The sequence below is a fragment of the Ralstonia pickettii genome, from assembly GCF_016466415.2.
Taxonomy (GTDB): Bacteria; Pseudomonadota; Gammaproteobacteria; order Burkholderiales; family Burkholderiaceae; genus Ralstonia; species Ralstonia pickettii.
On the sequence record NZ_CP066771.1, the window covers coordinates 417,925 to 443,100 of the forward strand.

General features: G+C 65.6%; 23 protein-coding genes. 1 reads left to right on the plus strand and 22 read right to left on the minus strand.

All coding sequences use genetic code 11. The annotated features are described in order from the left end of the window. The first annotated feature begins 24 nt into the window (after positions 1-24). Positions 25-870 (plus strand): 16S rRNA (adenine(1518)-N(6)/adenine(1519)-N(6))-dimethyltransferase RsmA, encoded by an 846-nt coding sequence (gene rsmA / locus RP6297_RS01985; RefSeq protein WP_037027549.1) that lies wholly within the window; start codon positions 25-27, stop codon positions 868-870. Here rsmA and RP6297_RS01990 read toward each other — a convergent pair. The 22 genes from RP6297_RS01990 to RP6297_RS02095 all read right to left on the minus strand — a co-directional run bounded on the left by RP6297_RS01990 (position 857) and on the right by RP6297_RS02095 (position 25,153). Continuing rightward, positions 857-1,762, minus strand: a complete 906-nt coding sequence (locus RP6297_RS01990; protein ID WP_037027547.1) for a DMT family transporter — start codon at positions 1,760-1,762, stop codon at positions 857-859. The genes rsmA and RP6297_RS01990 overlap by 14 nt on opposite strands. Beyond that, positions 1,746-2,153, minus strand: coding sequence for a lactoylglutathione lyase (gloA, locus tag RP6297_RS01995; protein WP_037027544.1), 408 nt, complete (start codon positions 2,151-2,153; stop codon positions 1,746-1,748). The genes RP6297_RS01990 and gloA overlap by 17 nt, the downstream gene beginning before the upstream one ends. A gap of 119 nt (positions 2,154-2,272) precedes the next feature. Next, positions 2,273-3,151 carry a M48 family metallopeptidase gene (locus tag RP6297_RS02000; RefSeq protein ID WP_037027542.1) on the minus strand — a complete coding sequence of 293 codons (879 nt, stop codon included), beginning with the start codon at positions 3,149-3,151 and terminating at the stop codon, positions 2,273-2,275. Next, positions 3,148-3,900, minus strand: coding sequence for a lysophospholipid acyltransferase family protein (locus RP6297_RS02005; protein WP_012761205.1), 753 nt, complete (start codon positions 3,898-3,900; stop codon positions 3,148-3,150). The genes RP6297_RS02000 and RP6297_RS02005 overlap by 4 nt, the downstream gene beginning before the upstream one ends. Positions 3,901-3,911: 11 nt before the next feature. Further along, positions 3,912-4,490, minus strand: a complete 579-nt coding sequence (gmhB, locus tag RP6297_RS02010; RefSeq protein ID WP_012761206.1) for a D-glycero-beta-D-manno-heptose 1,7-bisphosphate 7-phosphatase — start codon at positions 4,488-4,490, stop codon at positions 3,912-3,914. A 31-nt stretch (positions 4,491-4,521) separates the two neighbouring features. Next, entirely contained in the window at positions 4,522-6,615 is a 2,094-nt protein-coding gene (gene glyS, locus RP6297_RS02015; RefSeq protein ID WP_037027539.1) for a glycine--tRNA ligase subunit beta, read from the minus strand. Positions 6,616-6,701: 86 nt separating this feature from the next. After that, on the minus strand, positions 6,702-7,361 hold the full coding sequence (locus tag RP6297_RS02020; RefSeq protein WP_037027536.1) for a hypothetical protein: 660 nt from the start codon (positions 7,359-7,361) through the stop codon (positions 6,702-6,704). After that, positions 7,358-8,338, minus strand: a complete 981-nt coding sequence (gene glyQ / locus RP6297_RS02025; RefSeq protein ID WP_037027534.1) for a glycine--tRNA ligase subunit alpha — start codon at positions 8,336-8,338, stop codon at positions 7,358-7,360. Before glyQ ends, RP6297_RS02020 begins: the two co-directional genes overlap by 4 nt. 169 nt (positions 8,339-8,507) lie before the next feature. Beyond that, positions 8,508-10,019, minus strand: coding sequence for an apolipoprotein N-acyltransferase (gene lnt / locus RP6297_RS02030; protein ID WP_037027533.1), 1,512 nt, complete (start codon positions 10,017-10,019; stop codon positions 8,508-8,510). A gap of 64 nt (positions 10,020-10,083) precedes the next feature. Then, positions 10,084-10,977: an HlyC/CorC family transporter gene (locus RP6297_RS02035; RefSeq protein ID WP_024973624.1), complete on the minus strand. Its 894-nt coding sequence runs from the start codon at positions 10,975-10,977 to the stop codon at positions 10,084-10,086. 162 nt (positions 10,978-11,139) lie between these two features. Next, on the minus strand, positions 11,140-12,303 hold the full coding sequence (locus RP6297_RS02040) for a hypothetical protein (RefSeq protein WP_199517403.1): 1,164 nt from the start codon (positions 12,301-12,303) through the stop codon (positions 11,140-11,142). A gap of 372 nt (positions 12,304-12,675) precedes the next feature. Then, on the minus strand, positions 12,676-13,488 hold the full coding sequence (ybeY, locus tag RP6297_RS02045) for an rRNA maturation RNase YbeY (protein ID WP_037027529.1): 813 nt from the start codon (positions 13,486-13,488) through the stop codon (positions 12,676-12,678). Positions 13,489-13,500: 12 nt separating this feature from the next. Beyond that, the gene (locus RP6297_RS02050; RefSeq protein WP_037027527.1) at positions 13,501-14,493 is read right to left on the minus strand and encodes a PhoH family protein; all 993 of its coding nucleotides are present in this window, start codon (positions 14,491-14,493) and stop codon (positions 13,501-13,503) included. Between the two features lie 21 nt (positions 14,494-14,514). Then, the gene (miaB, locus tag RP6297_RS02055) at positions 14,515-15,885 is read right to left on the minus strand and encodes a tRNA (N6-isopentenyl adenosine(37)-C2)-methylthiotransferase MiaB (RefSeq protein WP_037027526.1); all 1,371 of its coding nucleotides are present in this window, start codon (positions 15,883-15,885) and stop codon (positions 14,515-14,517) included. Between the two features lie 52 nt (positions 15,886-15,937). Next, on the minus strand, positions 15,938-16,351 hold the full coding sequence (locus tag RP6297_RS02060; RefSeq protein WP_012761215.1) for a hypothetical protein: 414 nt from the start codon (positions 16,349-16,351) through the stop codon (positions 15,938-15,940). Positions 16,352-16,441: 90 nt separating this feature from the next. Further along, on the minus strand, positions 16,442-17,440 hold the full coding sequence (locus RP6297_RS02065) for an NAD(P)/FAD-dependent oxidoreductase (protein WP_037027524.1): 999 nt from the start codon (positions 17,438-17,440) through the stop codon (positions 16,442-16,444). Positions 17,441-17,579: 139 nt separating this feature from the next. Beyond that, positions 17,580-18,500: an OmpW/AlkL family protein gene (locus RP6297_RS02070; RefSeq protein ID WP_012761217.1), complete on the minus strand. Its 921-nt coding sequence runs from the start codon at positions 18,498-18,500 to the stop codon at positions 17,580-17,582. A 211-nt stretch (positions 18,501-18,711) separates the two neighbouring features. Further along, on the minus strand, positions 18,712-19,629 hold the full coding sequence (locus RP6297_RS02075) for a DUF1571 domain-containing protein (protein WP_037027521.1): 918 nt from the start codon (positions 19,627-19,629) through the stop codon (positions 18,712-18,714). Between the two features lie 20 nt (positions 19,630-19,649). Next, positions 19,650-21,389, minus strand: a complete 1,740-nt coding sequence (locus RP6297_RS02080) for an AMP-binding protein (RefSeq protein WP_037027519.1) — start codon at positions 21,387-21,389, stop codon at positions 19,650-19,652. A gap of 100 nt (positions 21,390-21,489) precedes the next feature. Further along, a complete protein-coding gene (locus RP6297_RS02085) occupies positions 21,490-22,809 on the minus strand; it encodes an acetyl-CoA C-acetyltransferase (protein ID WP_037027517.1) in 1,320 nt (439 codons plus the stop codon). Positions 22,810-22,813: 4 nt separating this feature from the next. Further along, positions 22,814-23,734: a MaoC/PaaZ C-terminal domain-containing protein gene (locus tag RP6297_RS02090; protein WP_037027514.1), complete on the minus strand. Its 921-nt coding sequence runs from the start codon at positions 23,732-23,734 to the stop codon at positions 22,814-22,816. A 6-nt stretch (positions 23,735-23,740) separates the two neighbouring features. Then, entirely contained in the window at positions 23,741-25,153 is a 1,413-nt protein-coding gene (locus RP6297_RS02095) for a 3-oxoacyl-ACP reductase (protein ID WP_037027512.1), read from the minus strand. Positions 25,154-25,176: the final 23 nt, after the last annotated feature.

The following is a 25,176-nucleotide window of genomic DNA, read 5'->3' on the forward strand; positions in this document are numbered from 1 at the left end:
CACCTTTTCGATTTCGAGTTCGCAATGGCACGATCCACGACCGGCGTTCACCAGGGGCACCAGGCCCGCAAGCGCTTTGGCCAGAACTTCCTGGTCGATGACGGTGTGATCCACGCCATCGTCGCCGCCATTGATCCGAAGCCCGACGACGTGCTCGTCGAGATCGGCCCGGGCCTCGGCGCACTCACCGTCCCGCTGATGGAGCGCGTGCGCACCCTGCAGGTGGTCGAGCTGGACCGTGATCTTGTCGCACGCTTGCAGAAGCGTTTCGGCGACCGGCTGGTCGTGCATGCGGGCGATGCGCTGGCGTTCGATTTCGGCGCGCTGCAGGAGGCGGACCGGCCGCTGCGCATCGTCGGCAACCTGCCGTACAACATCTCGAGCCCGCTGCTGTTCCATCTGGCCACGTTCGCCGATCGTGTACGAGACCAGCATTTCATGCTCCAGAAAGAAGTGGTGGACCGCATGGTGGCCGCGCCGGGTAGCAAGGCGTTCAGCCGGCTGTCGGTGATGCTGCAGGTGCGCTATTACATGGAGCTGGTGCTGGATGTGCCGCCGGGCTCGTTCAATCCGCCGCCCAAGGTGGATTCGGCGGTGGTGCGGATGATTCCGTGGCCGGCCGACAAATCGCCGTATGCGCCGGTCGACCTGCGCGCGCTTGGCACGGTGGTAACGATGGCGTTTTCGCAGCGGCGCAAGGTGCTGCGCAACACCCTCGGCGCGCTGCGCGATGTGATCGACTTCGAAGCGCTTGGCTTTGACCTGGGCCGCCGCGCGGAAGAAGTGCCGGTGGAAGACTTCGTGGCCGTGGCGAACGCGCTGCCGGCCAACCGCATTGCCGGCAGCGTTTCCGACCTTAGCGAAGATTGACGAGCAGGATGCCCGACAGCACGAGCGTTGCCGCCAGCGCGAACCGTAGGCCCACCGGCTCGTGCAACAGCAGCACGCCAAACGCCACGCCAAACAGCGGCGTCAGGAACGAGAACACGGACAACCGCGACGCCAGGTAACGGCGCAGCAGCCAGAACCACGTCAGGTAACTGGCAAACGCAATCAGCACGGACTGGTAGGCGAGGCTGGCCAGCGCGGTCGGTGTGAGGTTCGCGGTAAAGGCCTGGCCGGTGCCGGCGGCCATCAACAGCAACAGCACAGCCGAGACGGCAAGTTGGTACAGCAGCGTCTTCGCCGCCGGTGCGTCGGAAAGCTTGCTTGCGCGCACGACGATGGTCGTCGCGCCCCACAGCGCGCCTGCCACCACGCCCAGCGCGTCGCCCAACGAGGTCGACGGCCCGGCCGCCGGGTGCAGGACGCCGTCGGCGAACGCCAGCACGATCCCCGCAAATGCAATGCCGATGCCCGCCCACTGGCGCGGGCGCAGATGTTCGCCCGGCACGAAAAAGTGCAGGCCGAGCGCCGTGAAGATCGGCGCGGTGTAGAGGAACACCGCCATGCGCGAGGCAGTCGTGTAGCCCAGGCCGATGAAGATGCACAGGAACTCGACACCGAACAGCACGCCGGCCATGAGGCCACCAGTCAGCGTGCCGTCGCGCAACGACAGGCACGTGCCGCGCCAGAGCGCAAACGCGAACACCAGGACCGACGCGATGGCCGAGCGCACACCGGCCTGCATGACGGGGCCCACGTCGTGCGCGGCCACCTTGATGGCGACCTGCTGAAAGCCCCAGCACATGCACAGCACCACCATCAGCCCGATGGCGGTACCGTCCAGCGGCCGGCGGATCGCGTCAGTGGCGGTTGCCATCGGGCATCGAGCGTGCCTGGATCAGCTCGATCTTGTAGCCGTCCGGATCTTCCACAAACGCGATGATGGTGCTGCCGCCCTTGACCGGGCCGGCCTCACGCGTGATCTTGCCGCCGGCGTTGCGGATCTGGTCGCAGGCCTGCGCGGCATTGTCGACCTCGATGGCCAGGTGCCCAAATGCCGTGCCGAGTTCGTACTCGCTCACGCCGTAGTTGTAGGTCAGTTCGATGACCGTGTTGCCGGCTTCCGGGCCGTAGCCGACGAATGCCAGCGAGTACTTGTACTCGGGGTTGTCGCTGGTGCGCAGCAACTGCATGCCGAGCACCTTGGTGTAGAAGTCGATCGAGCGCTGCAAGTCGCCAACGCGCAGCATGGTGTGGAGCATTCGCATGGGGTTTCCTTCCTGGAGGACTGTGGGGAAGGCAATATTGTAGGAGGGTGTGGCCGAGCGTGCAGGACAGGCGTTCTCTGCAACCGACGCATCCGCCGCAGGAGCGTCGGCAGGGCGAATCAGAACGCCGGCAAGTATTCCGGCGGATGCGAGCGCAGTTGCTCCCGCGCCTCACGAAACTCAGGGAAGATCGATTCCACCGTGTCCCAGAAGCGCGGGCTGTGGTTCATCTCCTTGAGATGCGCGAGCTCATGCGCAACCACGTAGTCGATCAAGCTGAGGGGGAAATGCACGAGGCGCCAGTTCAGGCGGATCTTGCCGTCGGCGGTGCAGCTTCCCCAACGCGTCGCGGCGGAAGACAGCGCATACGCGCTATGCCGCACGCCAAGGCGCTCGGCGTACACCTCCAGGCGCTCGCCGAAGAGGCGTCGCGCCTGCGTCTGCAGCCAGCCTTGCACGCGGTCTTTGATCTGCTGCTCGGTAGTGGTGTGCGGCAGGCCCAGGTGCAGCATGCTGGTGTCGGCATCGAACATCAATGCGCCGATGGGCGATTCCAGCTTGAGCGTGATCGTCTTGCCGAGGAACGGCAATCCGGCGCCGTCCTGCCACTCCATCGTCGGCAGCATGCGGCGTGCGGCGCTCGTGCGCCATTCGGCCAGCTTGGCGAAGATCCACTTCTGCTTTTCGGCGATGGCGTGTTCGATCTCGGCGAGCGTGACCCAGCGCGGTGCCGTGATCGACAGGCCGCGGTCATCGATGACAAAGCCGATGGTCCGCCGCGACGAACGCTTGAGGTTATAGATGAGCGCGCGCTCGCCCAGCGTCAGGCGGCGCTGGTGGGGGGCGAGCGGTGCGGTGGAAAAGTGGAGTGCGGGCGGAGCGAGGAGGGGCGCGTCAGGCGGCTGCAATGCCGACGGGGCTTCGGGAGCGAGCAGCGGCAGCTCAAGCTGGACGCTGTCGGCAGGGGTGGGCGAAGTCGGTGGGCGCAGCAGTTTCATGCGTGCTCGCGGTAGCTGTCGGCGTCGATTCTACGCATTTCTGTTTCGATCCACGCTTCGACTTCGCGATTGAGTTCGTCGCTGGTTTTGCCGGCGCTCGAGATGGCCGGTCCGACCGACAGCGTAATCAGGCCCGGATGCTTCAGGAACGAATTGCGCGGCCACACACGGCCGGAGTTGTGCGCGATGGGGATGACCCATGCGCCGGTATCCACGGCAAAGCGCGCACCGCCGCTCTTGTAACGCGGTTTGGGGTCGCCCGAACGCGTGCGCGTGCCTTCCGGAAACATGATCACCCACGCGCCATCTGCAAGGCGCTCCTTGCCCTGGCGCGCGACCGAGGCGAACGCATTGGCGCCGTCCTTGCGGTTGATGTGCACCATTTTGAGCATGCCGAGCGCCCACCCGAAGAACGGCACAAACAGCAGCTCGCGCTTGAAGACGTAGCACAACGGGCGCGGCATGGTCGCGACGAAGGCCATGGTTTCCCACGCCGACTGGTGCTTGGAAAGCAGCACAACCTGTTTGTTGGTGGCGACGGCTTCCTCGATGTTCTCCCAGCCCTGGTATTGCCAGCGGATGCCGAGCAGCCAGCGTGCCATCCAGATTGCAGACTTTGTCCAGCCGGACACCATCCAGAAGCGGCGGTGCGGGTTCATGAACGGAAAGACGATGAAGCAGGCCACCGCGTAAATCGGTGTCCAAACGATCAGGAAAACCAGGTACAGCAGCGAACGGATAAAAGTCATTGGGGGCGAATTCAAGGGGCGCGCGTGGGCGTGCCCTGGGGCACGGGAGACAGCAGCGCACGCACAAACGCCCGCAGGTCCTCGTGAATCTGGGTGCCTGGGGGCAGGTTTCCGGCATCGCGGGTCTTGGCGCCCTTGCCGGTCAATACGAGGTGGGGCACGGCACCGACTTCTACACCGGCTTGCAAGTCGCGCAGCGAATCTCCCACGACCGGCACGCCGGTCAGGTCCATGTCGAAGCGGCGTGCGATCTCGCGCAGCATGCCGGCCTTGGGCTTGCGGCACTCGCAGGCATCGGCGGCGGTGTGCGGGCAGAAGAAGACGGCATCGACGCGCCCGCCGGAGGTGGCAAGCGCCTTGTACATCTTCTCGTGCATGGCGTTGAGCGCGGCGGCCTCGAACAGGCCGCGCCCGATACCCGACTGGTTGGTTGCCACCACCACCTGGTAGCCGGCCTGGTTCAGCTCGGCAATGGCTTCCAGGCTGCCGTCGAGCGCGATCCACTCGTCAGGCGACTTGATGAACTGGTCGCTGTCTCGGTTGATGACGCCATCGCGGTCGAGAATCACCAGTTTGGGAACGTGGGGCATGGTGGGCTCCGAACGGTGCTTGGGGTGCCGATCAGGCGGCCAGCTTGGAGATGTCCGCCACGCGGTTCATCAGTCCGTGCAGTTCAGCCAGCAGCGCCAGGCGGTTGTCGCGCAGCGCGGTGTCGTCGGCCATCACCATCACGCCGTCGAAGAAGGTGTCGACCGCTTCGCGCAGACCGGCCAGCGTCTTCAGCGCGGTGGTGAAATCGCCGCGTGCGAAGGCATCGTGCACCTGCGGCTCCGACGACGCCACGGCCTGGTGCAGCGCGCGCTCGGCATCTTCCTTGAGCAGCGGCGGCTGCACGGCACCAATGGCCACGTCCGTCTTCTTCAGGATGTTGGTGATGCGCTTGTTGGCGGCCGCCAGCGCTGCGGCCTGCGGCAGGGCAGCAAAGGCCCGTACGGCTTCGAGGCGCGCGACGATGTCGTCCAGGCGCTGCGGGCGCTGGCTCACCACGGCTTCGACCTCGTTGGTGCTGTAGCCCTTGTCCTTCAGGTAGCCGCGCAGGCGGTCGTAGAGGAAGTCAGAGATGGCGGCGAGGTCCGGTTTGACGGCGGCGATGCCGTCGAAGCCGGCGGCGGCAATCTGCAGCGCATCGTCGATCGTGAGCGCGAGCGGCTTCTCGATCAGCATGCGCAGGATGCCCAGCGCGTGGCGGCGCAGCGCGAACGGATCTTTCTCGCCCGTGGGTTGCAGGCCGATGCCCCAGATGCCGACCAGCGTTTCGAGCTTGTCGGCCAGCGCCACCATGGTACCGGTGGCGGTGCTGGGCAGCGCATCGCCGGCAAAGCGCGGTTGGTAGTGTTCGGAGCAGGCCAGCGCCACATCGTCGGGTTCGCCGTCATGGCGTGCATAGTACGTGCCCATCGCGCCTTGCAGCTCGGGGAATTCGCCCACCATGTCGGTCAGCAGATCGGCCTTGGCCAGCAGCGCGCCGCGCGAAGCGTGCGCCACATCCGCGCCAAGCTTCTCAGCCAGTTGGCCGGCGATGGCCTGCAGGCGCGACACGCGTTCAAGTTGCGTGCCGATCTTGTTGTGATAGACCACGCGCGAGAGCAGCGGCACGCGATCGGCCAGCGGCTTCTTCTTGTCCTGCTCGAAGAAGAAGCGCGCGTCGGCCAGGCGCGGGCGGACCACGCGCTCATTGCCTTGAATGATGGCCTCGGGTGTATCCGTGGCGATGTTCGAGACGATCAGGAAGCGGTTGCGCAGATGGCCCTGCGCGTCGGTCAGCGCAAAGTACTTCTGGTTGGTCTGCATGGTCAGGATCAGACACTCCTGCGGTACGGCGAGGAATGCTTCCTCGAAATGGCAGGGGTAGACCACGGGCCACTCCACCAGCGCGTTCACCTCGTCGAGCAGCGCTTCGGGCATGACCACCGTATCGGCGCCAGCCGTTTTGAGCAGCTCGGCGCGGATGGCTTCCTTGCGCTTGCCGTAGCCGGCGATGACCTTGCCTTGTGACTCCAGCGTGCTCGCATACGACGCGGCGTCCTGGATGACGATTTCGCCAGCCGACAGGAAACGGTGGCCCAGCGTCACGTTGCCCGATTGCAGGCCGAACGCGCTGACGGGGATGACCTCGCTGTCGAGCAGCGCAATCAGCTTGTGGGCGGGGCGCACGAACTGGACGTTCTCGCCGTTCGGGCGCTGATACGTCATCACCTTCGGGATCGGAAGGTTGGCGATGGTTTGCGACAGTGCAGTCTGCAGGCCGTCAGCCAGCACGGCGCCGCGTGCGGTGTAGCGATAAAACAGCGCTTCGGCCTTGCCGTCGGGCGCGCGTTCCAGCGATTCGGGGGCGATGGCCTCCACGCCCACGGTCTTGGCCAGTGCGGCCAGCTTCTTGACCAGCGGCGCTGCGGGCTTGCCCTCGGCATCGAAGGCGATGGTCACGGGCAGCACCTTCTCGCGCAACTCGCGATCGGGCGCAGTGCGGCGCACGCCGGTGATCGATGCGGCCAGGCGGCGCGGCGTGGCAAATCCTTCTACGGCGGCGCCCTCTTCGAGCAGGCCTTGCGCCGACAGACCGTCAAACAGGCCGCGTGCAAACGCCTCGCCGAGGCGGGCCAGCGCCTTGGGCGGCAGTTCTTCGGTCAGCAGTTCGATCAGGAGGGTGGACATAGCGTTTGAATCGGTGACGTCGTTGTTCTGCGCCGCAGGGTGTTCAGATCAGGTGCGGCGGTACGTTGTGTGGTTCGGTTCGGTGATCAGCAGGGCGAGCCGGGCACGGGTTCCACGCCCGAAAGCAGCCACACGCCGTTCTGCTGCTGAAACCGCAATTGCGTGCCGGCGCACTGGCCCGGCGGCGGGGGCGGTGCAATCGGCGCCGGCGTCGTGCCCGGCGCGGCGGCATCGCGGCGCAGGAACCGCGCGGACAACAAGCCCCGTCGCGCGTCGTACCGCACCTCTTGCAGCGTGCCCGACACGTTGAATTCCAGACGGCTCGGCAACTGCCCCGCCGATCGGAACACGCGCGCACGGCGCTGTGCCTTGGCGCCCGTGCCTTGCCACTCCACCCACGTGAGCGGGAAGCGCAGGGCCGTCGCATACGTGCGCAGCGGCACGCGATGCCAGCCGAGGTCTCGCGCGCCGGACAGGTCGCAGGCCATCGTGCGCACCAGGCTCGTCCATTGATCGAGCGACGGCGGCGGCGGCGTCCAGGCCGCGCTCAGCGCTTGCTGGAGCGGCTTGGAATCGGCCACGCAAAGCTGCGTCAGGGTGCTGGGGACGACAAAAACCTTCTCTGTCGATGCTGCCTTGGACGTGCGATGCCGTGCCGCTTGCGCAACGCTCGCCGGTAGCGCCAGCGCGGCGATGGACGCTGCCGTCAGCAGCGCCAGGCCACGCCGTGCTCGGTTGGCCGTCATGCGGCCTCCGTCGTCTTGGCGGCGGCTGTGCCGCACATCGGGAAGCCGAGGCGCTCGCGCGAGTCGTAGTAAGCCTGCGCGACCAGACGCGACAGGTTGCGGATGCGGCCGATGTAGGCCGCGCGCTCCGTCACGGAAATGGCGCCGCGTGCGTCCAGCAAGTTGAAGGTGTGGCCAGCCTTGAGCACTTGCTCGTAGGCGGGCAGCGCCAGTTGCACGACCGTTGCGTTGCCCTCGGCAGCGGCATCACCTTCTGCGCGCACGCCCATCAGGCGCTTCGCTTCGGCTTCGTGCTCGGCAAAGCGGCGGAACAGAACGGTCGTGTCAGCCTGCTCGAAGTTGTAGGTCGATTGCTCGACTTCGTTCTGGTGATAGACGTCGCCGTAGGTCAGGCGGCGCTTCACGGGGCCGTTCGGGCCCGGCTCTTCCCACTCGGTCCAGACCAGGTCATAGATGTTTTCGACCTGTTGCAGGTACATCGCCAGGCGCTCGATGCCGTAGGTGATCTCACCGGTCACGGGCTTGCAGTCCAGGCCGCCAACTTGCTGGAAGTACGTGAACTGCGTGACTTCCATGCCGTTGAGCCACACCTCCCAGCCGAGGCCCCAGGCGCCGAGCGTGGGGTTTTCCCAGTCGTCTTCGACGAAGCGCACATCGTTCTGCTTGAGGTCCAGGCCCAGCGCTTCCAGCGAACCGAGGTACAGGTCGAGGATGTTTTCCGGCGCCGGCTTGAGCACCACCTGGTATTGGTAGTAGTGCTGCAGGCGATTCGGGTTCTCTCCGTAGCGGCCGTCCTTGGGGCGGCGCGACGGTTGCACGTAGGCGGCTCGCCACGGCTCGGGGCCGATCGCGCGCAGGAAGGTGTGCACATGCGACGTGCCGGCGCCGACTTCAAGATCGATCGGTTGCAGCAGGGCGCAGCCCTGGGCGTCCCAGTACGACTGCAGCTTGAGGATGAGTTGCTGGAAGGTGAGCATGGTGGTACCCGTTGGTCCGCCGGAACGATGCGTTGCGCGGCGCGACGGTGGAATGCAGCGGCGGGCACGAGAAGCGCCTGGCTCCCTGCCCGCCGTAAAACATTGAATTTTAGCGTTTTTTGTCAGCAACTCCGGAAAGTGGCTCGAAAGCCCTTCGGACGCTGAGCGATCAATCTGCCGATGCCCGACGGCGGCGTACGCATGCCACCAGCAGAACCAGCGCGCCCAGGCCCAGCGCGGGTGCGTTGCCGGCCCGCACGAATGGCGTCAGACCTTGCGTGCCTTGCACGTCAGCCTGCAATGTGCCGAGCGTGAAGACAGGCAGGCGCGCCTGTACGCTGCCGTCCGGCCGCACCACTGCGGTCGCGCCCGTGTTGGTGGCGCGCAGCATCGGACGGCCCGTTTCCAGGGCGCGCATGCGCGAGATCTGCAGGTGCTGATCCAGTGCGATCGTGTCGCCAAACCACGCCAGGTTCGTCAGGTTGGCGAGCATCGTGGCGGGCTGATCCGCATGTCGCAGCGAGGCGGCAATTTCCTCGCCAAACAAATCTTCGTAACAGATGTTGGGTGCGACGCGCTGGTCGGCCACCGCCATGGGCGGCTGCACGGGCAGGCCACGCCGGAAGTCGCCCAGCGGCATGTTCATCATGTTGACGAACCAGTGGAAACCGAAGGGGATGAACTCGCCGAACGGCACGAGGTGGTGCTTGTTGTAGCGGTACACGCCCTGGAATTGGGGGCCGATGCCGAACACGCTGTTGGTGTAATCGACGCGGGAGTCCTCGCTGGCGGCGCCGAACAGCACGCTGGAGCCGGTGGCATCCACATAGGTGCGGAGGGCCAGCGCGATCTCCTGCGGCATCTCCTGAATCATGATCGGGAAGGCCGTCTCGGGTGTGACCACGAGTTGCGCGGGCTTCTCGGTGACCATCTTGGTGTACAGCTCCAGCGAGCGCTCGATGCCGGTTTGCTGGAACTTCACGTCCTGCGGCACGTTGCCTTGCAAGAGGCGCACGGAGATCGGCTTGCCCACCGGCTGCGTCCACGCAATGCCGTGCAGCGGCCAGCCGACCACCAGCACGAGCGCACCCGCGATGCCCGCCAGCCAATGCAGGCGGCGCTCGGCCGCGACGCACAGCAGGCCAGCCAGCACGGCGGCGATCAGCACGATGCCGTAGACGCCCACCAGCGGCGCGTAGCCGGCCAGCGGGCCATCGGTGTGCGCGTAGCCCCCGTTGATCCAGGGGAAGCCCGTCCAGACTGTGCCGCGCAGCCATTCCGTGACGGCCCATGCCGCGCCAAATATGAGCGCGGATGCGGTACCGGACCACCGCCCGCGTCTCGTCAGCCACTGCCATGCCCACACCGCCAGCGCCGGATGCAGTGCCAGGTATCCGGCAAACAGCAGCACCGCCAGCGCGGCCATCCATGCCGGCATGTCGCCGTAGACATGCATGCTGATATAGAGCCACCAGACGCCCGACAGGAACCAGCCGAGCCCGAACGCATATCCGACCCACGCCGCTTCACGCAGGCGCGTGCCGCGCTGCACGAGCGCGGCCAGCCCCGTCAGCGAGAGGATCTGCAGCCACCACCAGTGGTTCGGTGCAAACGACAGCGTATGCATGACGCCAAGCAACGCCGCAAGCGGCATCGCGAAACGCAGCCGCGCGAGCGGCACAGCTTGGGCGTCCTGCCGACGGGTTGGTGCGGCAGGGGAAGAGAACTGAGCGGGCACGGAGGGATCAGGCGGGGTGAGAACCAGAGGTGTCGGCTGTGGCATTGCCGCCGGCCGGCGTGGTGAGGCGGCGCACGAGCAGCACCTGCACCTGGCGCGCATCGGCGCGCAGCACGTCGAATTGCAGCGTGCCCATGACGATCTTTTCGCCCCGGTGCGGCACGCGGCCCAGGTGGTTGGACAGCAGCCCGCCCACGGTATCGACGTCTTCGTCGGAGAAATGCGTGCCGAAGGCTTCGTTGAACTGGCTGATTTCGGTCAGGCCGCGCACGCGCATGTGGCCATCGGCGGTCGGCAGGATGTTGTCTTCTTCCTGATCGAAGTCGTATTCGTCTTCGATGTCGCCAACGATCTGCTCCAGCACGTCTTCGATGGTGATGAGGCCTGCCACGCCGCCGTATTCATCGACGACGATGGCGATGTGGTTGCGGTTGACGCGGAAGTCTCGCAACAGCACGTTCAGTCGCTTGGATTCGGGGATGAATACGGCCGGGCGCAGCATGTCGCGCACGTCGAAGTCTTCATCGGTGTAGAAGCGCAGCAGATCCTTGGCGAGCAGGATGCCGATGATGTTGTCGCGACTGCCTTCGTAGACAGGGAAGCGCGAATGCGCGGCTTCCTGCACGAACGGGATGAATTCTGACGGCGCGTCGGCGATGTTGAGCGCATCCATCTGCGCGCGCGGGATCATGATGTCGCGCGCACACAGGTCTGAGACCTGGAAGACGCCTTCGATCATCGACAGGGAGTCGGCGTCGATGAGGCTGCGCGCATGGGCGTCTTGGAGGATTTCGAGCAGCTCGGCCCGCGATTCGGGCTCGGGCGAGATAAGGTCGGTCAGGCGTTCCAGCAGCGAGCGGGGTTTGTCGGCTGGCTTCGGACTGGGATACGGATCATTCATGGCGCGGTCGCGCGTCGTTAAACATCGGGCCAGCATACACCAAAAGCCCTGCCGTCCCGATGACGTGGGGTGGCCGCCCGGCCCCGAGAAGTGCGTCTTATTCCACTTCTGGAGGCCCGGTTCAGGCGCATTCAGGCGGGCGATCTGCCGACGCGGAAGCGGTCAGTCGTGCCCACCGTTGGTGCCGCGTTGGTGGTCATTGCCATGCGCGTTGCCGCCCTCGTCGTCTTGGTGATGGTCGTTCCGGCCTGGAACTCCATCGCCCTGACCGTGATGCTGCCTCTGTCCGCCAGAGTCGTCGCCCTCGCCGCCGCGGTCATGGTCTGCTCCGTGGTTGCCTTTACCCTGGCCCTCGCCTTCGTGATGACCGTTGCTGCTGTGGTGGCCGCGGTTGCCGTCGCCGCCGTGGTCGTGATCCCCACCGTGATGACCGTCGCCGCCATGGTCGTGGTCGCCACCGTGATGACCGTCGCCGCCATGGTCGTGATCGCCACCGTGATGACCGTCGCCGCCGTGGTCGTGGTCGCCACCGTGATGACCGTCGTGATCGTGATCATGATCATGGTGGTGGCCGTGATGGTGACCGCCGTCGTGGCAGCTCCCGCACGGCGATGGGACGGGCGATGGGCTCGGCGTCGGTGTGGGGGTTGGAGCTGGTGTCGGCGTTGGACTCGGACTCGGCGATGGAGCTGGCGACGGACTTGGCCCGGGGCTCGGTGAGGGTGCCGGCGTGGGGCCAGGGCTGGGCGCAGCACCGGGCGCAGGGGCTGGCGTCGGGCTGGGCTTGGACGGTGGCGCGTTGTTGCCGCTCGGGGGCGGTGCGTCGCTATTGCTGGTCGGCGGGGTTACCGCCGGTGCCGGGTCTGCAGGACGGGAATTGCTGTGATACCGCCCCAGCGTGCTCGCGCCGCCGTAGGCCGTCCAGCGTCCGGCGATTTCCTTGTCGACGCCGGCGAGCCAGTGGTCGCCCGTGGCCCCGACGCCCACCAGCGCCTTGCTACTTGCAAAGTCGTAGCCGCCGCCAATGAGTGCCTGCACGCTGGTGCTGCCCACCACCGCCTGCACGCGTGGCCGGATGGTGCCTTGCGCGACCATCAGGTTCACCTCGGCGCCAACCACGTTGTTGCTGTCGGAGATGTTGACCGTGCGGCAACCGACGACCGCGCCCGGATGCCAGGCGCCGTCGAACACGATGACGATGCCCGCGTAGCACGATTGCTTGTGATCAGCGTGCGCGATGCGCGGCGTGACCGCGAGCGCCGTGCCGACACCCACGCCAACCAGCAGCGTGGTCCACGGAATGCTGTCCATGAAGCGATGACGCATGATGACCTCCCCGCGGTGGCCTTGCCCGTCTGTGCGCGGGCTGGCCAATGGCGCTCGTTTGCGCCGATTCTGTGAAGCGCGCTCGAGCGGCGGCTTATGCGTGGAGGATAGAAATCACTACGGCAAAACCCATGCGCCATACGGAGAACGACGGGGGTGCCGGATGGCGGACGGTCTATGCGATGTGTATGCGCGGTTCGTACAGCGCGAGCCTGCGCCGAATGGCGGAGGAAAACCCGCAAACCGTTGTCAGGACTGGGTTTTCGTCAATGCCGGTTGATTCATCGTTGAAACAGCATGCTGCACGAATGGAACATGCAAAAGCAAAACGCCGGCGCGAGGCCGGCGTTTGAACATTGAGCGCTTGGCGCTTTAACGATCTGCGTACGGATCGGAAAAACCCAGGTCGCGGAGGATCTCCGTTTCAATGCCTTCCATCTCTTTCGCATCGGCCGCGTCTTCGTGGTCGTAGCCCTGGGCGTGCAGTGCGCCGTGCACGATCAGATGCGCGTAGTGCGCGAGCAGCGGCTTCTTCTGTTCCTTCGCTTCCTTTTCGACCACCGTGCAGCACAGCACGATATCGGCCGAGACCGGGTCTTCCGCGCTCTCTGCGTAAGAGAAGGTCAGCACGTTGGTGGCGTAGTCCTTGCCGCGGTAGGTGCGGTTGAGCGTGCGGCCTTCTTCTTCGCCGACAAAGCGCACGTTGAGCTGCGCATCGGCAAACAGTGCCGGGGCGATCCACGCTTCGATGTCGCGTTCTTTCGGCAACGTCTTGCGAGCGGCAGCCTTGAGTTCATCGCCGTACTGCACCGTCAGGTCGAGCGTGAGCATGTCGGCGCCTGCGGTGTCGTCATCGAAGGCTTCTTCTGTGGAGTCTGCCAATTCAGCGGGTTGGGTTTCGATGCGCAATGTGATGCTGTCGTGGTGTTCCGGGCGCAGCGAAAGCATGGCGTGCATGTTGGCGTCGGCGTGCTCGGCAACGAGGGTGATCGCCCCATCGACGGTATTCGGCAGGCCCAGGATCAGGCTGCGGCCATCGGCGAACGCAATGCGCAGCGCGCTCGCATCCACCGTCCTGGGTTTGCCCTGGGCGTCGAACACGTCGACGCGCGGGCCGAGCGACTCCGCGGCCGCGGGCTGGGTCTTCTTGGTTTTTGCTTTGGTATCGGTTTTTGCTTTAGCCACGTTCAGGCGTCCTTATGCATCTTTATGCTGGGCATGGAATTCGTCATAGGCCTCGACGATGCGGGCCACCAGCGGGTGCCGCACTACGTCGACGCTGGTAAAGCGCGTCATCGCCACGCCGCGCACGTCACGCAGCACGTGCTGCGCTTCGACAAGGCCGCTCTTCTGGCCGCGCGGCAGATCGATCTGCGTTGTGTCGCCGGTGATCACCGCCTTGGAGCCGAAGCCGATCCGCGTGAGGAACATCTTCATCTGTTCCGGCGTGGTGTTCTGGGCTTCGTCCAGGATGATGAAGGCGTGATTGAGCGTGCGCCCGCGCATGTAGGCCAGCGGCGCGATCTCGATCATCTGGCGCTCGAACATCTTCTGCGTCTTGTCGAAGCCGAGCAGGTCGTACAGCGCGTCGTACAGCGGGCGCAGGTACGGGTCCACCTTTTGCGCGAGGTCGCCGGGCAGGAAGCCCAGGCGTTCGCCGGCTTCCACCGCCGGGCGCGTCAGTACGATGCGCTTGATGGCGTCGCGCTCCAGCGCATCCACCGCGCAGGCGACGGCCAGATACGTCTTGCCCGTACCCGCCGGGCCGATGCCGAACGACAGGTCGTGCGACAGGATGTGGCGCAGGTACGCGCGCTGCATCGGCGTGCGGCCATGCAGATCGGTGCGTCGCGTATGCAGCACCGGCGATAGATCATTGCCGTCCGGCTCGTCGGTGCCCGATTCCGGCAGGTAAGCCCCATGTGCGGCGACCTGGCGGGTTTCCACCAGGCCAAGCTGGATATCGTCCACCGACAGCGGATCGCGCGCGGCGTTGTAGAACGTCTCCAGGGCGTTGGTCGCGCCTTGCGCGTTGGCGCCGCGCACGGTGAACTTGCTGCCACGCCGGTTGATGGTCACGTCCAGCGCCTGCTCGATCTGGCGCAGGTTCTCGTCCAGCGGCCCGCACAGGTTCTGCAGGCGCGTGTTGTCGTTCTTGGGCGCGGTGAATTCTGCGATGGAGGGTTTCATCAAGTCGGGTTGTGTTGATGATCAGTGAGTCGCACTGGCCGTGCGCTGTTCCGCCACTTCGCCACGCAGCGAATGCGGGAACGCGTGCACGATACGCACGTCCAGCATCTGGCCGATCAGCTGGTCGCGGCGCGCCTGCGGCAGATCGGGCAGGGCGAAGTTGACGACACGGTTGTTCTCGGTGCGGCCGTGCAGTTCAGTCGGATCCTTGCGCGACGGGCCTTCCACCAGAATGCGCTGCACGCTGCCGACCATGCCTTGGCTGATGCGCGCCACGTTCTCTTCGATGGTCGCCTGCAAATGTTTCAGGCGTTCGAGCTTGACGGCCTGCGGCGTATCGTCGGGCAGGTTGGCAGCCGGCGTGCCGGGGCGGGGGCTGTAGATAAAGCTGAACGATGTGTCGTAGCCGATCTCGTGGATCAGGTCCATCGTCTTGGCGAAGTCCGCATCCGTCTCGCCCGGGAAGCCGACGATGAAGTCGGTGGCGATCGAGATGTTCGGTCGGATTGCGCGCAGCTTGCGGATGCTGCTCTTGTATTCGAGCACCGTGTAGCCGCGCTTCATCGCCATCAGGATGCGGTCGGAGCCATGCTGCACGGGCAGGTGCAGGTGGTCGACCAGCTTCGGGTTGGTGGCATAGGCCTCGATCAGGCGGGAGCTGAATTCCTTCGGGTGACTGGTCGTGTACCGGATGCGCTCGATGCCCGGTATCTCAGCCACGTATTCGAGCAGCAGCGCGAAATCCGCCCGCTCGCTCGTGTCGCCCATCTTGCCGATATAGGCGTTGACGTTCTGGCCCAGCAACGTGACTTCGCGCACGCCCTGTTCGGCCAGGCCGGCCACTTCGGCGAGCACGTCGTCGAACGGACGCGAGACTTCCTCGCCACGCGTGTACGGCACCACGCAGTAGCTGCAGTATTTCGAGCAGCCTTCCATGATCGACACGTAGGCGCTGGCGCCATCCACGCGCGCGGGCGGCAGGTGGTCGAACTTCTCGATCTCGGGGAACGACACGTCGACCTGCGAGCGGCCCGTGCGGCGGCGTGCTGCGATCAGGTCGGGCAGGCGGTGCAGCGTCTGCGGGCCGAAAACGACATCCACGTAAGGGGCACGCGCCACGATGGCCGCACCTTCCTGGCTGGCCACGCAGCCACCTACGCCGACCACGAGATCCGGTTTGAGCGCCTTGAGCGCCTTGACGCGACCGAGTTCGGAGAACACTTTCTCCTGCGCCTTCTCGCGTACGGAGCATGTGTTGAAGAGGATCACGTCCGCATCTTCGGGCGTGTCGGTGGGGACGAGACCTTCAGCCGCGTTGAGCACGTCGGACATCTTGTCCGAGTCGTACTCGTTCATCTGGCAGCCGTAGGTTTTGATGAAGACTTTTTTCATGTGCCGTTCACAGTGGTTGACCTGGGGGCACGTGCTTCGTGGGGCGTTCTGACTACTGGGACTGCGCTTGCGCCTGACTTTGTGCCGCCACCGCAGCCTTGTAATCGTCATCGCTGACAACCCAGGCTGTCAGCAACTGCTGATACAAGTCGAGCTGATAGCGCACCTTGAACGTCTGGCCGACCACCGAGCCCGGCGGCAGCAGGCGCCCGTCCAGCGACAGGATCCGCACGCCCGGGGCAAAACGGATATCAGCGCTGCTGCTGCCGAAGCCCAACAGCAGGATGCGGACGATGCCGGTGCTGCCGGTACTCAGCGTGCCGGTATTGGCCGAATTGACGGTCAACTGGGCTGCCGGGGCCGTCGCCGGAATGTTGCGCAGCACTTGCGCATGAGACAGCAGCGGCGCCGAGGCCGCAGCAACGGCAGCAAAGGCTAGGGCGAGGACTTGGCGTCGGGTGCGCATGGCGTCGTCAGGAGAAAGCCACCGCCGGGTGAGCGACCCGGCACACGAAACACGAGACAACCCGGTATTGTAGCGTTCCGGACAGAAGTCTTATAGCGCTTCGGCAATCTTGGCGGCCAGCGCAACGCCGCTCAGGAACGCGGCTTCCACGCGCGGGCCTTCGCACCAATCACCGCAGGCGCCCAGGCGGGCGGCGGCGTCCCAGTGGCAGGGCATGCCGGCAGACTGCTCGACCAGCGCGTGCGGCCACAGGTGCACGGCCATCAGATCGGGCTCCGGCGTCCCCGGGAATGCCTCCGCAAAGCGGGCGTGCATGGCATGGAGGGCCTGCTCGGGGCTGTCGTTGGCATGGGCGGCCGACCAGCCCGGCGATGCATGCACCACCCAGGATTCATCGACCATGACGCGGCCTGGCTTGCTGTTGTCGCGGGCGGCCCAAGCGAGCACGTCGTCGTCGATACGGATGCCGTCATACGGCAAGCCGAGGGGTTGCGCAAAGCCCATCATCAGCGCCCAGCACGGGGCGTAGTGCACCGTCGCGATGGCTTCCTGCAGCGAGGCTGGCGTGGCGCCGTGAAACAGTGCGGGCAGTTCGGGCGCGGGCAGGGCCAGGGCGAGGAAGTCGGCGTGGGCGGCGTCCGTGCCGTTGCGCTCGATCGTCCAGCGCCGGCCATCGTGCGTTACACGCGTGACGGCGCGACCGAAGCGCACATCGAGCGGTGCTGCCAGGCTGCGCACCAGCGCGCCCATGCCGGGCAGGCCGACATAGCGGGCTTCATCGCGCGAGTCGGCTTCCAGCCCATCGACAGTGCGATGGCCCCAGCGTGCGGGCCAAGGCAGCACCGAGCCCTGACGGCCAGCGGCATCCACCGCGCGCCTGAAGACCTCGCTGCGCACGTTGAACGACTGCGCACCGTGGTCGAACGCATACGCCGGGGCGGACTCGGGCAGCACCGTGGTGGCCAGCCGGCCCCCGACACCGCCGGCGCGCTCATAGACCGTGGTGGCAATGCCTTCTGCGGCAAGCGCGTTGGCACAGGCAACACCGGCAATGCCGGCTCCGACGATGGCGATGGAAGGCTGGGTCATGGATGTGGCGTGGGTGCGGGGGCAGGAGTCCGGAATCGGCGCGGTGATCGGCGAGTAACAGTCCGCCATGATATCGGGTCGCGCCCCAATGAAAAACGCCACCCGAAGGTGGCGTTTTGCGATGGAGCAATTCTGCAGCTTAGAACTTGTAACCCACTGCCAGCCCAAAAACGATGGGGTCGACCTTGATGTCGGTCTTGTTGACGGCCAGCACCTGGCCTTGCTGGCTGCGGATCGTGATGGTGGAGGTCGTCTTCAGCGGCAGGTAGGACACCGTGCCGATGGCGGTCCAGTTCTTGGCGAACTCATACGACACACCCACGTTGGCGACCGGCGTCCACGAGCTCGACGTTTCCGCCGTCACCTTCGCCGGGCCCGTCGGCACCTGTCCCATGCCGAGCTGCAGCACCTGTCCCAGGTTTTGCAGCGCGTTCACGAAGTTCGAATTCAGGCGCAGATTGGTGAAGAAGTTGTAGCTGACACCTGCGCCGACGAACGGACGCAGCTTGCTTTCCTTGGTGCCGAAGTAGTACTGCGCGACGATCGCCGGGCTCCATTCACGCACGGTGGCGACCGGGTTGTTCTGCGGCAGGCCCAGGTTGATCAGCGTCAGCGGCCCGACCACCGGCACCGGGGCGATCACATTACCGCTGCCATACAGGTTGAATTTGGGTGGAACGCCACCCACGAACGTGCCGGCAATGTTGTCGTTAAAGAAGTGCGTGAACGTGAGCGACAGCGTATTCGCGTTACTGACTTTCACGTCAGTTCCCGGCGACTGGTAGGTGCCCAGGCCGAGCGCGCTGGTGGTGGTGGTCAGCGGCGTGGCGGAATCCATCGGGCGGATGTAGAACCAGCCCAGCGCCATGACGTTGCGACCCCAGACGTAGTTGTCCATGAAGCCGCTGAAGCCGCCGCCGCTGCTGGTGCCGCTGCCATTGCTGGCACTTGCGGCTACGTTGGCCTCTGCGGTGGATTGGGCGTGAGCCAGGGGGGCAGCAAGGGTGCTGGCGGCAGCGCAGGCAAAGGCTGCGGCAAAGCGGCGGGCAGTGCGGTTCATGTGGTTGTCTCTCTGGATTGGATTGTTATCACGCCTTGGTGTGGCGATTTGTGTTTCCGCAGCATAACGCAGCGCTTTTGTTCGGTTACGCTGCGATGACCGAAGTTTTCCTCTAGCGTGTACGCACGCAACAAGGGGTTTCCCCTAGTCTCGTTTCATACTGTCCGCCGGACGGCGGAGCCTTGGCCCACAACGGTCTTGGGGCCGCAGTCTAAAACTTGTATTCAGGATTTTTGGGGTTGAAAGTCTGGTCGTTCCAGGTCTTGCGCGTCACGCTCTCAATGACGATTTTCTCGAGCTGATTGCCCGATTCGTCCCACGCCTCTTCAATGCGCACCCACGGGTTTTTGAGGTCGAAATACAGGCGCACGCGCTTGGCGTAGAGCGTGGGCGGCCCGCTTGGTGAATCCCAGGTCAGCCGCAGCATGCGCTCGCCGTCTTCGGTCACCACCTTGGCTTCGTTGAACTTGCCGCTGCCGCCGGCAGCCACGTGGGCGCGTCCGTCGCGCTCGACCGAATCGACGATGAACTGCAGCCCAAGCTCACGCGCCGTGTGGTTCGACTGCGATCTGGCCAGCGAGCCATCCAGTGCGCTCCAGATCGCCACGAAGCCGACAAGCCCGCCAAGGTGGCCGTACATCTCGTCCTTGCGCACGGTTTCGTCGTAGATGATTTCCTGGCCGGCGTGAGAACCGCCCTTGAGCCAGCGCGCGTGGACCTGGCGTGGGGCGTTGCGGTAGCGGATCAGCATGAGCGCCGGTTGGCTTTGCCACTGGTCTCTCACGCGTTCCTGGCGGCGCATGCGGTATTCATATTCGGGCAGCTTGGCCGCCTCGCCCTTGAGCCAGCGCACCAGCGTTTCGGGCTTCATGGCCTGCGCCATGGCCAGGACGTCTTCGTCCGACCAACTGGCGAACGCGTTGGCGTTGACCTGGCTGCCGAGCCAAGCCGTTTGCCTGGCGATGTCCATGGCGGCAAAGCTGCCGATGGCCGCCGATTGCGATGCGGCGGTCTGTGTGGCGGTCGGCGCGGCTGCCGCTGGCACAGAAGCATCCGGCGCGGCAGGCTGGGCCCAGGCGTGTACGGCACCGGCCAGCAGCGTGGCCAGGGCGAGGGTACGCAATTGCATACGAGTCTCCGCTGTCGGTGTTATTGCTGAGCTTGCGCGCGGGCGCGCTTGATGTCCGGATCGGCATCGCGCAGTTCGCGACGCAGGATCTTGCCCACCGTCGACTTGGGCAGCTCTTCGTGGCGGAACTCGACGATGCGCGGCATCTTGTAGCCGGTCAGGTGGGCGCGGCAGTGTTCGAGCAGCGCGGGCTCGGTCAGCGCGCCGGTGCGCGGCACCACGATGATCTTCACGCGCTCGCCGGCCACCGGGTCGGGCACGCCGATGGCCGCCACCTCCAGCACGTCGGGGTGCAGTGCCACCACGTCTTCGATCTCGTTCGGATACACATTGAAGCCCGACACGAGGATCATGTCCTTCTTGCGGTCGATCAGGCGGATGTAGCCGTTGGCATCCATCACACCGATATCGCCGGTGGAGAACCACCCTTCGGCGTCGATGGACTTGGCGGTCTCATCGGGGCGCTGCCAGTACCCTCGCATGACCTGCGGCCCACGCACCTGCAGTTCGCCGGGCTCGCCGAGCGGCGCGATCGTGCCGTCGTCGCGCTTGAAGCGCACTTCGGTGGAGGGCGCGGGCAGCCCGATCGTGCCGCTGAATTCGGTCACATGCGGCGGGTTCATCGAGACGACGGGCGAGCATTCCGTCAGCCCGTAGCCTTCAACGATGGTGTGGCCCGTGACTTCCTTCCAGCGCTGGGCAATGGCGCGCTGCACCGCCATGCCGCCACCGATGGTGATCTTCATGGCCGAGAAGTCGCGCTTGGCGAAGTCCGGGTCTTCCAGCAGTGCGTTGAAGAGCGTGTTCACCCCCGCAATGCCAGAGAACCGTTCGTTGCGCAGGATGAAGATCACGCGCTTGGTGTCACGCGGATTGGCGATCAGGATATTGCGCCCGCCCAGTGTCATGAACATCAGCAGGTTCACCGTGAGCGAGAAGATGTGATACAGCGGCAGCAGCGTGACGTTGGTTTCCACGCCGCCGTTGAGCATGCTCTTGGACCACTCTTCGGCCTGCAGCAGGTTGGCGATGATGTTGCGGTGCGTGAGCATTGCGCCCTTGGCCACGCCCGTGGTGCCGCCCGTGTATTGCAGGAAGGCCAGGTCTTCCGGCGCCAGCTGCAGTGACTGCAGTGTCCGTGAGCCCCCTGCGGCCAGCGCATCGCGCAGCCAGACCGGCGAGGGCAGCTTGTACGGCGGCACCTGCTTCTGCACGTGGCGCATCACGAAGTTCAGCGCGCGGCCCTTGAGGTTGAGCGCCCCGCCCATCAGGTCGCCGATGCCCGTGATGACGATGTTGCGCACCTGGCTGCCGGGCAGCGCCTGCTCGAGCGTGCGCGCGAAGTTCTCCAGCACGACGATCGTTTGTGCGCCGGAATCGCGCAACTGGTGGGCCAGCTCCGGCACCGTGTACAACGGGTTGACGTTGACGACGATGGCGCCGGCCAGCAGCGTGCCGAACAGGCACACGGGGTACTGCAGGCTGTTGGGCAGCATGATCGCCACCCGATCGCCTTTCTTTACGCCGCGCGACTGCAGCCACGCCGCAAACTGCTTGGCCTGGCGCTCGCATTCGTCATAGGTCATCTCGGTGCCGACACTCACGTAGGCGACGCGGGTACGGTATTTCTCCACCGATTCCCGAAACACCTCGACCAGCGAGTGATAACGATCGGGATTGATCTCCGCGGGCACGCCCTCGGGGTACGACTTCAGCCAGATGCGATCGGTCAGATCGCTGCGGTCGGCAACGGTGTTCATGGTGTCTCCGTCCATGAAAAACGCGGCGTGGTTTTATTGTGTGCCGCGCGGGTTTTGAATCTTGGTAGACGCGGGCCGTTCCCGTTGTGGCCCGAGCGGATTACTGCGACATCGTTTCGGGGCGCTCCAGAATGGCGACGACACCTTGCCCGCCCGCGGCACAGATCGACACCAGCCCGCGGCCGCTGCCGCGCTGCGCCAGCATCTTCGCCAGCGTCGCGACAATGCGCCCGCCCGTGGCGGCAAATGGATGCCCTGTGCCCAGCGAGCTGCCGTTCACGTTGAGTTTGCTGCGGTCGATGCTGCCCATCGGCGCACTGCGGCCCAGCTTTTCGCGACAGTATTCGGGCGATTCCCACGCCGCCAGCGTACACAGGACTTGCGCTGCAAAGGCTTCGTGAATTTCGTAGTAGTCGAAGTCCTGCAGCGTCAGGCCCGCGCGCTCCAGCATGCGGGAAACGGCATAGGCCGGGGCCATCAAGAGCCCTTCGTTCTGCTCCGGCGTGCCGCTGAAGAAGTCGACAGCCGCCGTGTCCGCGCAGGTCATGTAGGCGAGCACTGGCAGGTGGTGCGCGCGCGCCCAGTCTTCGCTGGCGAGCAGCACGCACGAAGCGCCATCGGTGAGCGGCGTGGAGTTGCCGGCCGTCATGGTGCCGGCGGCGCTGCGGTCGAATACCGGCTGCAGCTTCGCCAGTTGCTCGATGGTCAAGTTGCTGCGCAGATTGTTGTCACGATCGAGCCCGAGGTGGGCGGTCATCAGGTCGGTGAAGAACCCGCGCTCGTAGGCCGCCGTGAGGTTGTGGTGGCTGCGTAGGGCCAGCGCGTCCTGGTCTTCGCGACGGATGCCCCAGCGCTTGGCCATCAGCTCGCAGTGTTCGCCCATCGACAGGCCAGTGCGCGGCTCGCTGTTGCGCGGCAGGAGCGGGCGCACGAACATCGATGGCCGCAGGCCGGCCAGCGCTTTGACGCGCGCGCCCGTGGACTTGGCGCGGTTGGCCTCCAGCAGGATCTTGCGCATCTTTTCGTTCAGGCCGACGGGCGCATCGGAGGTAGTGTCCGTGCCGCCGGCAATGCCCACGTCGATCTGCCCCAGTGCAATCTTGTTGGCAACGAGGATGGCGGCTTCCAGCCCGGTGCCACAGGCCTGCTGGATGTCGTACGCGGGCGTCTGCTTGGCGAGCGTGGTAGACAGCACCGTTTCGCGCGTCAGGTTGAAATCGCGCGCGTGCTTGATGACCGCGCCGGCCACGACTTCGTCCAGACGCTGGCCATGCAGGTTGAAGCGGTCGATCAGGCCTTGCAGCGCGGCGGTCAGCATCTGCTGGTTCGAAGCCGTGGCGTAGGCCGTGTTCGAGCGGGCAAACGGGATGCGGTTACCGCCGAGGATGGCCACGCGGCGCAGCTGCGCGTTGACGAGCATGAATTCAGTCTCCCGTGTTGTCTTGTTGTGCTTGCGGCAGCGTCAGCATGCCGCGCAGATAGGGTTTGTCGCCCGTGGCGTTGCGCACTTCAAAGGCGCGGCCCGGGGTGGCTTCGCTGGCTTGCCACAGCGTCGCCGTCCCCGGCAGTGATAGCGGCGCCTTGAATTCGGCCAGCACTTCGCCTTGCGTGAGCGGCGCCGCGGGCAACAGCTCTGCCAGCGCTCGGGCCTTCGTCCACATACCGTGAGCGATGGGATGCGCAAAGCCGAACAGCCTTGCACCGATAGTGGACACGTGGATGGGGTTCCAGTCGCCCGACACGCCGGCGTAGCGTCGGCCGGTGTCGGCGGGCACATCCCAGCGGCCGTCTGGTGACAAGGTCTGGGCACCGGGCAGCGCAATCAGCGGCGCACCTTGCGGAGAAGGCACGCCCACGCGCAAATAGGTCGACAGCGATTCCCACACCACGGCCCCGCCTTTGACGATGGCCGTTTCGATGGCGAACGCCTGTCCGCGTGCATGGTGGAACAACCGGCGGGGGCGCACTTCCACGCGCACGCGCTCACCCACCTGCAAACCCTGGTGTTGGCGGATCGTGTTGCACAGGTGCACCAGGCCGATGACCGGATAGGGAAACGCCGATTCCGTCATCAGCATGAGCTGCAGCGGAAAGCCTAGCAAGTGCGGATACGTCATCGGCACGCCATGCGCCGCGGAGAAGCCGCACACCGCTGCGTACAGAGCGATGTGCCCGGCGTCGAGCGGCACTTCCTGCCGCACCAGGGTGTGGCGCGGCAGCGGTCCGCCACGCTTGCCTTTACGTTGCGACAGCAGCGCGCGCCACGCCAGCGCCCCCGGCGATGGTGGCGCCGTCACCAGCGTCTGCGTGGCGATCATGGGGAAGAGCGGGGCCAGCGTGCGCACGATCGCTCAGGCGCCGAGCAGGCTTTGCCCGCACACGCGCACGATGTTGCCCGTTACGCCGTTCGACGCAGGGTTGGCGAACCACGCAATCGTCTCGGCCACGTCGACGGGCTGGCCGCCCTGGCTCATCGAATTCATCCGGCGGCCGGCTTCACGAATGGCAAACGGCACGGCTGCGGTCATCTGCGTTTCGATAAAGCCCGGCGCAACCGCGTTGATGGTGATGCCGCGTTCCGCCAGCAACGGCGCGCCAGCCTGCACGAGGCCAATCACGCCGGCTTTGGACGTCGCGTAGTTGGTTTGCCCCATGTTGCCTGCGATGCCGCTGATGGACGACACGCAGACGATGGCTCCGCCCGTGTGCAGCGCATTGGCAGCAAGCAGTGCGTCGTTGATGCGCAACTGAGCGGCGAGGTTGATATCGAGCACGCTGCGCCACGCGGGTTCGGTCATGCGGGCGATGGTCTTGTCGCGCGTGATGCCGGCGTTGTGCACGAGGATGTCGATGCCGCCCAATGCGGCAAGTTGCTGCGCGAGCAAGGCGGGTGTTTCAGGCGCGGCAATGTCGTATGCCATGGCTTCACCGCCGATTTCCTGGGCGACGGCGCCCAGCGCCTCTTGTGCGGCGGGCACGTCCAGGCAGAGCACGCGCGCACCATCACGCGCCAACACGTGCGCAATGGCCGCGCCGATGCCGCGCGAGGCACCGGTCACCAGAGCGGTGCGGCCGGCCAGCGGCTTCTGCCAATCCACCGAGACCGCTGCGGCGCGATGCACGCGCACCACCTGGCCCGACACATACGCCGAGCGCGCCGACAGCAGAAACCGCAGCGTCGACGCGGCCACGTTTTCCGCACCCTCCGCTACGTAGACGAGCTGCGCCGTGCAGCCGCGCCGGACTTCCTTGCCGAGAGATCGCGTGAGTCCTTCCAGCGCCCGCTGCGCGATCGCCGCGTCGGGTGTCTTGCTGCCTTCGGGCGGACGGCCGATCACGACCACGCGCCCACAACGGCCGATGGCCCGCACGCCATCGTGAAACACGTGATACAGCGCATCGAGGCCGTCGACCGACGCAATGCCCGTGGCATCGAAAACGATGCCGCCAATGCGATCAAACGCCTCGCCGTCCTTGCCCGTCGGGGCGACAAAGCGGCCCGTGATCTGGCCGTGCCGGTTGGCGGCACCAAGCCACTCCGGATCGCTTTCATGAAAGCGCGTGGGTACGCCGGTCTCGGCAAACAGCGCCGCGAGCGTCTCACGCATGGAGCCACCCGGCGCCGCACCCACCAGGAACGGCCCGACGAATTCCGGCTCCCCCGGCACATAACGGCGCAACGGCACCGGCTGTGGCAAGCCGAGGTTGGCGGACAGCCACTTGCCGAAACCGGAACCGACGAAATCGAGGTACTTATCTTGCATCGTTGTTGTTGTCGTTGGTCAGG

Bases quoted from the DNA above. Each gene is read 5' to 3' on its own strand.
- rsmA (WP_037027549.1), top strand. From the start codon at position 25: ATGGCACGATCCACGACCGGCGTTCACCAGGGGCACCAGGCCCGCAAG.
- RP6297_RS01990 (WP_037027547.1), bottom strand. From the start codon at position 1,762: ATGGCAACCGCCACTGACGCGATCCGCCGGCCGCTGGACGGTACCGCC.
- gloA (WP_037027544.1), bottom strand. From the start codon at position 2,153: ATGCGAATGCTCCACACCATGCTGCGCGTTGGCGACTTGCAGCGCTCG.
- RP6297_RS02000 (WP_037027542.1), bottom strand. From the start codon at position 3,151: ATGAAACTGCTGCGCCCACCGACTTCGCCCACCCCTGCCGACAGCGTC.
- RP6297_RS02005 (WP_012761205.1), bottom strand. From the start codon at position 3,900: ATGACTTTTATCCGTTCGCTGCTGTACCTGGTTTTCCTGATCGTTTGG.
- gmhB (WP_012761206.1), bottom strand. From the start codon at position 4,490: ATGCCCCACGTTCCCAAACTGGTGATTCTCGACCGCGATGGCGTCATC.
- glyS (WP_037027539.1), bottom strand. From the start codon at position 6,615: ATGTCCACCCTCCTGATCGAACTGCTGACCGAAGAACTGCCGCCCAAG.
- RP6297_RS02020 (WP_037027536.1), bottom strand. From the start codon at position 7,361: ATGACGGCCAACCGAGCACGGCGTGGCCTGGCGCTGCTGACGGCAGCG.
- glyQ (WP_037027534.1), bottom strand. From the start codon at position 8,338: ATGCTCACCTTCCAGCAACTCATCCTCAAGCTGCAGTCGTACTGGGAC.
- RP6297_RS02035 (WP_024973624.1), bottom strand. From the start codon at position 10,977: ATGAATGATCCGTATCCCAGTCCGAAGCCAGCCGACAAACCCCGCTCG.
- RP6297_RS02040 (WP_199517403.1), bottom strand. From the start codon at position 12,303: ATGCGTCATCGCTTCATGGACAGCATTCCGTGGACCACGCTGCTGGTT.
- RP6297_RS02050 (WP_037027527.1), bottom strand. From the start codon at position 14,493: ATGAAACCCTCCATCGCAGAATTCACCGCGCCCAAGAACGACAACACG.
- miaB (WP_037027526.1), bottom strand. From the start codon at position 15,885: ATGAAAAAAGTCTTCATCAAAACCTACGGCTGCCAGATGAACGAGTAC.
- RP6297_RS02060 (WP_012761215.1), bottom strand. From the start codon at position 16,351: ATGCGCACCCGACGCCAAGTCCTCGCCCTAGCCTTTGCTGCCGTTGCT.
- RP6297_RS02065 (WP_037027524.1), bottom strand. From the start codon at position 17,440: ATGACCCAGCCTTCCATCGCCATCGTCGGAGCCGGCATTGCCGGTGTT.
- RP6297_RS02070 (WP_012761217.1), bottom strand. From the start codon at position 18,500: ATGAACCGCACTGCCCGCCGCTTTGCCGCAGCCTTTGCCTGCGCTGCC.
- RP6297_RS02075 (WP_037027521.1), bottom strand. From the start codon at position 19,629: ATGCAATTGCGTACCCTCGCCCTGGCCACGCTGCTGGCCGGTGCCGTA.
- RP6297_RS02080 (WP_037027519.1), bottom strand. From the start codon at position 21,389: ATGAACACCGTTGCCGACCGCAGCGATCTGACCGATCGCATCTGGCTG.
- RP6297_RS02085 (WP_037027517.1), bottom strand. From the start codon at position 22,809: ATGCTCGTCAACGCGCAGCTGCGCCGCGTGGCCATCCTCGGCGGTAAC.
- RP6297_RS02095 (WP_037027512.1), bottom strand. From the start codon at position 25,153: ATGCAAGATAAGTACCTCGATTTCGTCGGTTCCGGTTTCGGCAAGTGG.